Origin of the sequence: Streptomyces sp. NPDC058284 (assembly GCF_042881135.1) — a bacterium.
In the GTDB taxonomy this organism is placed as follows: Bacteria; Actinomycetota; Actinomycetes; order Streptomycetales; family Streptomycetaceae; genus Streptomyces.
This window is the reverse complement of sequence record NZ_JBHVYE010000064.1, coordinates 1-6047: the sequence shown is the minus strand read 5'-3', so window position 1 is coordinate 6047 and position 6047 is coordinate 1. Positions and strand designations below refer to the sequence as shown.

General features: G+C 71.3%; 5 protein-coding genes and 1 pseudogene. 3 read left to right on the top strand and 3 right to left on the bottom strand.

The genetic code is table 11. The features are described 5' to 3' along the window. Window positions 1-70: 70 nt before the first annotated feature. On the bottom strand, window positions 71-1567 hold the full coding sequence (locus tag ACFVYR_RS38055; RefSeq protein ID WP_384263867.1) for a hypothetical protein: 1497 nt from the start codon (window positions 1565-1567) through the stop codon (window positions 71-73). 207 nt (window positions 1568-1774) lie between these two features. Beyond that, window positions 1775-2002, bottom strand: a complete 228-nt coding sequence (locus ACFVYR_RS38050) for a hypothetical protein (protein ID WP_384263877.1) — start codon at window positions 2000-2002, stop codon at window positions 1775-1777. A 133-nt stretch (window positions 2003-2135) separates the two neighbouring features. Here ACFVYR_RS38050 and ACFVYR_RS38045 point away from each other — a divergent pair, with 133 nt between their 5' ends. Next, window positions 2136-3110 (top strand): carbohydrate kinase family protein, encoded by a 975-nt coding sequence (locus ACFVYR_RS38045; protein ID WP_384263869.1) that lies wholly within the window; start codon window positions 2136-2138, stop codon window positions 3108-3110. Window positions 3111-3133: 23 nt separating this feature from the next. Here ACFVYR_RS38045 and ACFVYR_RS38040 read toward each other — a convergent pair whose 3' ends face one another. Further along, window positions 3134-4510: a cysteine desulfurase/sulfurtransferase TusA family protein gene (locus ACFVYR_RS38040; protein WP_384263872.1), complete on the bottom strand. Its 1377-nt coding sequence runs from the start codon at window positions 4508-4510 to the stop codon at window positions 3134-3136. A 372-nt stretch (window positions 4511-4882) separates the two neighbouring features. On the opposite strand from ACFVYR_RS38040, the gene coxB reads away from it, so the two are divergent. Together coxB and ACFVYR_RS38030 are read left to right on the top strand one after the other, a co-directional pair. Then, entirely contained in the window at window positions 4883-5845 is a 963-nt protein-coding gene (coxB, locus tag ACFVYR_RS38035; RefSeq protein ID WP_384263874.1) for a cytochrome c oxidase subunit II, read from the top strand. Next, window positions 5842-6047 (top strand): annotated as a pseudogene (locus tag ACFVYR_RS38030) (cytochrome ubiquinol oxidase subunit I); the annotation flags it as partial. The gene coxB and the pseudogene ACFVYR_RS38030, both read left to right, overlap by 4 nt.

Here is a 6047-nt window from a genome sequence, read left to right as displayed (position 1 = left end):
GCCCCCCGGTCTTCCGGGGGGGCCGCCGCCTTCGTACGTGCTGCTCGTTACTTGCTTGCCGCGCGCGCCGCTACTTCCGCCGCACGGTCTCGCCCGTGGCGTCCACGACCTTGCGGTCACCGAGCGGCTTGTCGAGCGTGACCGTCCTCGACAGCTTCTTGGCGATCTTGATGCAGACCTTGTCCTTCTCGTGCGTCTCGGTGACCTTGACCGTCACGCGGTCGCCGTCCTCCTTCGCGGACGCGGCGTACGCACTGCACACCCCGCCCCAGAAGTGCACGGTCAGCGACTTCCCGTCGGCGCTGTAGGACTCCACCCGCGCCGTGCTCCGCTCGTCCCCCTGATCCCCGCCCGGCTTCCCGCCGGACGGCGGCGTGCCCGGGGCCCCGGGTGACCTCAGATACGCGGGGTCGACCGCCGGGTGCGTCACCGTGAAGGTGTCCCGCGCGCCCTGCGGCTTCACGTCGAACAGCCAGGACGGTACGAGGGTCTGGCGGCCGTCCACGGAGTGCGTCGCGAGGCCGAACGTGGCGCCGCTGACGGCGACCGGCTGCGGCTTCGGCGGCGCGGACGACGGCTCGCAGGGCGCCTGCTTCACCGGCCCGCCGCCGCCCTCGGCCTTCGTGCTGTCGTCGGCGTGCGGCACCGCGGTCGCGCAGCCGCCGATCGCGACGCGGCCGTGGCCGCCGCCCGGCCTGTTCAGCTGGTCCAGGGCCTGACGGGCGCTGATCACCGGGTACGTCGCGCCCTTGACCGGCGCCTTCAACTGGCCGCTTCCGCCGACCACTTCGCCGCCCGAACCGACCTGGATCCCGGTCGACCAGCCGTAGGTCGGCAGGCCGCCGATCTTCGGGTCGGCGTTCACCACCCGGACGGCGCCCATCAGTTGGCGGGCGTCCAGCTTGGCGTCGTCCTGGCCCAGCGCCTTCAGGACGGGAGCGGCCGCCTTCTTCGCGGCCTTCTCGCTCACCGCGTCACCCAGCTCGCCGCCCGGTCCCGTGGCGGCGCCGGAACAGGGCTTGCCCTTCAGGCAGTTGTCGGTGCCGCCGACGCCGTGCGCGGTGTACGTCCAGGTGCCGGGCGCCTCCATGTTGACCTGCAAGGAAGGTCCCGAACCGTCGCGGTCCGGGCCGATCTTCCAGGCGCCGTCCCGCGAGGTCGGCGTGCCGCTCACGCCGAGCGCCCCGGCCAGCTTCAGCACCTCGGCCCGGGTGACCTCGCCGCGCGCGCGGTACACGGCGGCCGACTTCGGGCCTTCGGGCAGCGTGCCGGTCACCCGGTACGTGGCACCGTGCGGGTCGGGCTCGCCCGGCGCGATGCCGTTGCCGCCGCCGTCCTGCCGGTCGTCGCCCGGATACCCGTCCAGGGTGAGTGGCGGCGGAGTGCCGCCGTCCCCCGCGGGTGCCCCGTCGCCGCCGCCGTTGCCGCCACCGCCGGACGCGGTCGCCGCGAAGTACGCGCCACCGCCGCCGACCAGCAGCACGGTGGCCGCGACCGAGACGACGGCCAGGCGGGAACGCCGCCGCTGCGGCTCGGTCGCCTCATGATCCGATCGCTCGGTGCTCACCGCATCGCTCCTTCGACTGCACTGCTGTCCCGGACATCCCATAGCTGGGTGCCCCTGGCATCCCACAGTTGGGCTTCGTCGTAGCTCCGTTCCCCTTTACGGGGGACGGCGATGGGACGCAGCAGGGGAGCGTGCGGTTCCCCTCCGCGCGCGCCGGCCTCACACCGACGCGCGCCAAGGCCTGTCTTTCGGATCTGCCGCCCTCGCTCAGTCTCCGTACTCGGCCATTTCGTCGATCAGCCGTGCGGACGCCGAAGGGACGGTGATCCCGTGGATCAGCGAGGGCGGCACGGGGGCGGAGGCGGCCACGGCGGGCACTGTCCAGTGCGGTGCCATGCGGGCGCAGTCCCCGCGCAGCGTCTCCATGCTCTCGGGTGCGTCGACGGTGAGTGCGGCGCGGTGCCGCGGGGCGACATCCTTCGGGATAACGGTCATAACGGCACCGTACGCATCTCGCCACCCACGAAAAAAGCCCTACTATTGGGTAGTTTTGGCACTTCAGCGACCGTGTGTCGACCCGGTAGCGTGAACTGTCAATCCCTCCTCTCCTCCACAGGAGCATCCAGCCGTGCGTATTGCAGTCACCGGCTCCATCGCCACCGACCACCTGATGACCTTCCCCGGCCGCTTCGCCGACCAGCTGGTCGCCGATCAGTTGCACACGGTCTCCCTGTCCTTCCTCGTCGACGCCCTCGATGTCCGCAGGGGCGGCGTGGCCGCCAACATCACCTTCGGCATGGGGCAGCTCGGCACCACCCCCATCCTGGTCGGCGCCGCGGGCTCCGACTTCGACGAGTACCGCGCCTGGCTCGACCGGCACGGCGTCGACACCGCCTCGGTCCGGATCTCCGAGACGCTGCACACCGCACGCTTCGTCTGCACCACCGACGCCGACCACAACCAGATCGGCTCCTTCTATACGGGGGCGATGAGCGAGGCCCGCCTCATCGAGCTGAAGACGGTGGCCGACCGCGTCGGCGGCCTCGACCTCGTCCTGATCGGCGCGGACGACCCCGAGGCGATGCTGCGGCACACCGAGGAGTGCCGCAGCCGCGCGATCCCCTTCGCCGCCGACTTCTCGCAGCAGATCGCGCGCATGGAGGGCGAGGAGATCCGCACGCTCCTCGACGGCGCGACGTACCTCTTCTCCAACGAGTACGAGAAGGGGCTCATCGAGTCCAAGACGGGCTGGACCGACGCCGAGATCCTCGCCAAGGTCGGCCACCGCGTGACCACCCTCGGCGCGAACGGCGTCCGCATCGAGGCCGTCGGCCAGGACCCGGTCGAGGTCGGCGTCCCGGAGGAGGAGGCGAAGGTCGAGCCCACCGGCGTCGGCGACGCGTTCCGCGCGGGCTTCCTCTCCGGCCTCGCCTGGGGCGTCTCCCACGAGCGCGCCGCGCAGGTCGGCTGCATGCTCGCCACTCTGGTCATCGAGACCGTCGGCACGCAGGAGTACGAGCTGCGCCGCAGCAACTTCATGGACCGCTTCACCAAGGCGTACGGCCACGCGGCCGCCGCCGAGGTCCAGCCGCACCTGGCCTGACCCGGCCGCAGTGCCCCGGCACGTCACGAGCTCCGGCGGACCACGTACGCGACACCGTGGTCCGCCGGCCGCTCGCCCACGTACTCCTGCCCCCGCGTCCAGCACCAGGCGGGGATGTCCACGGCCGCCACCTCGTCGTCGGCGAGGACCGTGACGGTGCCGCCCACCCGTACCCGCCCGACCGCCTTGGCCAGCTCGATGACCGGCAGCGGGCAGCTCATCCCGAGCGCGTCGACGGTGACGGCCGCCGCGGACCCGTCCCCGCCCGCGACCGGCGCCCCCAGCGTCTCCCGGACCCCCCGCACGACCCCGGGCAGCACGTCGAGGAACCGCTCGACGTCCGCCTCGTCGGCCCCGAACGGCAGCGACACCCGTACGTTCCCCTCGCTGACCACACCCATGGCGCGCAGCACATGGCTCGGCGTCAGCGTCGAGCTGGTGCACGAGGACCCCGACGAGACGGAGAAGTCCGCCCGGTCGAGCTCGTGCAGCAGCGTCTCCCCGTCGACATAGAGACAGGAGAAGGTGACGAGATGCGGAAGGCGCCGCACCGGATCGCCCACCACCTCCACGTCCTGCACGAGCCCCGGCACCCGGGCCCTGATCCGCTCCGTCAGCTCCCGCAGCCGTGCCCCCTCCGCGGCGGCCTCGGCCCGCACCGCCCGGAGCGAGGCCGCCGCCGCCACGACCGCCGGAATGTTCTCGAACCCGGCGGCACGCCCCGACTCCCGCTCGTCGGCGGGACCTTGCGCCGCGAAGCGCACCCCTTTTCGTACAGCGAGCAGCCCGACCCCCGCCGGGCCGCCCCATTTGTGGGCGCTCCCGGTCAGCAGCGACCAGGCCCCCTCGACGGGCCCCCAGGCCAGCGACTGCGCGGCGTCCACCAGGAGCGGCACCCCGGCGGCGCGGCAGACCTCGGCGACCTCGGCGACCGGCTGCACGGTGCCGACCTCGTGGTTGGCGGACTGCAGACAGGCGAGCGCGGTGTCCTCGCGCAGCGCGTCGGCGTACCCGTCGGGGGCCACCGCCCCGCCCCGGTCCACCGGCACCTCGGTCACCGCGCCGCCGCCGCGCTCATGGGCCTCGGCCGAATGGAGTACCGACGAATGTTCGACGGCCGACACGATCAGGTGGTCCCCGACACGCCGACGCGCCGCGAGCGCGCCCGCGATCCCGGAGTGCACGGCCCGGGTCCCCGAGGTGGTGAAGACCAGCTCGTCCGGTCGGCACCCCACCGCGTCGGCGGCCGCCTCGCGCGCGGCGTCGAGCAGCAGCCTGGCCCGCCGCCCCTCCCGGTACAGCCGCGCCGGATCGGCCCACCCCTCGTCCAACGAGGCCAGCAGGGCCTGCCGCGCAACGGGATGAAGGGGAGCGGAGGAAGCAACATCGAAGTAGGCCACACGCCCACGCTAAGACGTCGGCTCGCCGAGACGCTCCGGGGGAGCGTCTGAGGGAGCCGCCCCGCAAGGGGCGCTCCCCAGGGGCGCGGGGAACCGCGCGACAAGCCCCCACCGGCCCGCACCCGCGGATCAGCAGATTCCGCCGAGCTCACAGGCGCCCCGACCCTCCGTCAGAAAGCGCCCGACAGTGCCCCGTCCCACCCTTCGGAGTGACCCGCGGCGCGTTAGGCACCCTCCCCGCGCGACCCCAAATAGCGTCCAGTAGGGTTTGGTCCGCATAAACATCCAAACCCCTGCCCGACGCAGGGCGGCGACCTACCAGCGTGAAGGCCGCAGCCGATCGCGCGGGCGAGACTCTCGGGAAGGCGCTACGTGAGTCCCAACGGCTCCGACCGCTCGTCGCGGCGCCCGATGCGGCGGAAGCTGCCGCAGGTGCTGACTGCGGGCCTGATCCTGGCGACCGCCACCGGTTGCACATACAAGGATTTCCCCCGCCTTGGAATGCCCACCCCGGTAACGGAAGAGGCTCCGCGGATTCTCTCCCTCTGGCAGGGCTCGTGGGCGGCAGCGCTCGCCACGGGCGTCCTGGTCTGGGGTCTGATCCTGTGGAGCGTCATCTTCCACCGGCGCAGCCGCACCAAGGTGGAAGTACCGGCGCAGACGCGCTACAACATGCCCATCGAGGCGCTGTACACGGTGGTGCCCCTCATCATCGTGTCGGTGCTCTTCTACTTCACGGCACGTGACGAGTCCAAGCTCCTCAAGCTCGACGAGAAGCCGGCCCACACCATCAACGTGGTCGGCTATCAGTGGAGCTGGGGCTTCAACTACGTCGAGAACGTTCCGGGCGGCGGCAAGGACAACGCCAGGACCTCCAAGGACCTGGCGGCCATCCCGGACAAGTTCCGCAAGGACTTCCCGGCCAAGGCCAACGGCGTCTACGAAGTCGGCACGCCCGGCGAGCGGAACCCGCAGAACGGCAACCCCGGCCCGACCCTCTGGCTCCCCAAGGGCGAGAAGGTCCGCTTCGTGCTCACCTCGCGTGACGTCATCCACTCCTTCTGGGTGGTGCCGTTCCTCATGAAGCAGGACGTCATCCCGGGCCACACCAACGCCTTCGAGGTGACTCCGAACAAGGAGGGCACCTTCATGGGCAAGTGCGCCGAGCTCTGCGGCGTCGACCACTCCCGGATGCTCTTCAACGTCAAGGTCGTCTCTCCCGAGCGCTACAAGCAGCACCTCGAGGACCTGGTGAAGAAGAACCAGACCGGTTACATCCCGGCCGGCATCGAGCAGACGCCCCACGAGAAGAACCGGGAGACGAACAACCTGTGAGCATCCTCAACGAACCCCAGGGTGCCGCGGCAGCAGAAGACTCGTACGAGGACGAGCTGCCGGTCAGGCGCAAGCAGCCGGGAAACGTCGTCATCAAGTGGCTGACCACCACTGACCACAAGACGATCGGCACGCTGTATCTGGTCACGTCGTTCGCGTTCTTCTGCATCGGCGGTGTGATGGCGCTCTTCATGCGCGCCGA

Bases quoted from the DNA above. Each gene is read 5' to 3' on its own strand.
- ACFVYR_RS38050 (WP_384263877.1), bottom strand. From the start codon at position 2,002: ATGACCGTTATCCCGAAGGATGTCGCCCCGCGGCACCGCGCCGCACTC.